We start from the raw sequence: 1,349 nt of genomic DNA, 5'->3' as shown, positions 1-1,349 counted from the left end.
CCGACACCACCCCCGCATCCTCAGCACCCGACGCCAACGCCACCAACGCCCGCGCCGCACCGCCCACCGACCCCGCCAACACCACAGCCCGATGATCGAACACCGACCGACCCGTCGCCAGCGAGAACCCGACATCCACAGCATCGGGCCCGGACTCGTCCTCCACGACCCGCCGCAGACGAGCGGCCTGCGCCGCGAGCGCCTCCGCGGTCTTCCCCGACAGAACCCACGGCACCCACCGCATCTCGCTCACAGGCTCCGCAGGGGAGACGTCCCGAGCACTCGTCTCCAGCTCAACCACAGGCTGGGGCTGCTCCAGGATGACGTGCGCGTTCGTCCCGCTGATCCCGAACGACGACACCCCCGCCCGCCGAGCCCGACCCGTCTCCGGCCATGCCACGGACTCCGTCAACAGCTCCACCGCACCGGCCGACCAGTCCACATGCGACGACGGCACATCAGCATGGAGCGTTGTGGGCAGGATGCCGTACCGCATGGCCAGCACCATCTTGATCACACCCGCCACACCAGCGGCAGCCTGCGTATGACCGATGTTCGACTTCACCGACCCGAGCAACAGCGGCTGCCCTCCCTCGCGATCGCTCCCGTACGTGGCCAGCAGCGCCTGCGCCTCGATCGGGTCACCCAGCGTCGTCCCCGTACCGTGCGCCTCCACCACATCCACATCACCCACCGACAGGCCACCACTCGCCAACGCCTGCCGAATCACCCGCTGCTGCGACGGACCATTCGGCGCCGTCAGACCATTCGACGCACCATCCTGATTCACCGCCGAACCCCGCACCACAGCCAACACCTCATGACCATGCCGCCGAGCATCCGACAAACGCTCCAACAGCAGCATCCCCACACCCTCGGACCAGCCCACCCCGTCGGCCGACTCCGAGAACGCCTTGCACCGGCCGTCCGGCGACAGACCCCGCTGCCGTGAGAACTCCACAAACGTGGTGGGCGTCGACATCACCGTCACACCGCCCGCCAACGCCAACGCACACTCACCACCACGCAGCGCCTGCGTCGCCAGATGCAGCGCCACCAGCGACGACGAACACGCCGTGTCCACCGTCATCGCCGGCCCTTCAAGGCCCAGCGTGTAGGAGACCCGGCCGGATGCCACGCTGCCCGCGCTGCCCTGGCCCTGGTGGCCTTCGAACTCCGCGCCGTTCAGGATGGATCCGTAGTCGTTGTACATCACACCGGCGAACACACCGGTCCGGCTCTCCCGCAGCGACACCGGGTCGATGCCGGCCCGCTCGATCGCCTCCCACGACGCTTCGAGCAACAACCGCTGCTGCGCATCCGTCGCCATCGCCTCACGCGGACTCATC

1 protein-coding gene is annotated in these 1,349 nt (G+C 68.6%); it reads right to left on the bottom strand.

Translation table 11 applies throughout. The annotated features are described in order from the left end of the window. Positions 1-1,349 (bottom strand): polyketide synthase (locus tag AB0389_RS37865; protein WP_366400132.1); only part of this gene is annotated, 1,349 nt, incomplete at both ends.

This window comes from Streptomyces sp. NPDC093109 (genome assembly GCF_040701725.1).
Classification (GTDB): domain Bacteria; phylum Actinomycetota; class Actinomycetes; order Streptomycetales; family Streptomycetaceae; genus Streptomyces.
Note: the sequence above shows the minus strand (reverse complement) of the source record. Positions and strands in the feature narration are given on the sequence as shown.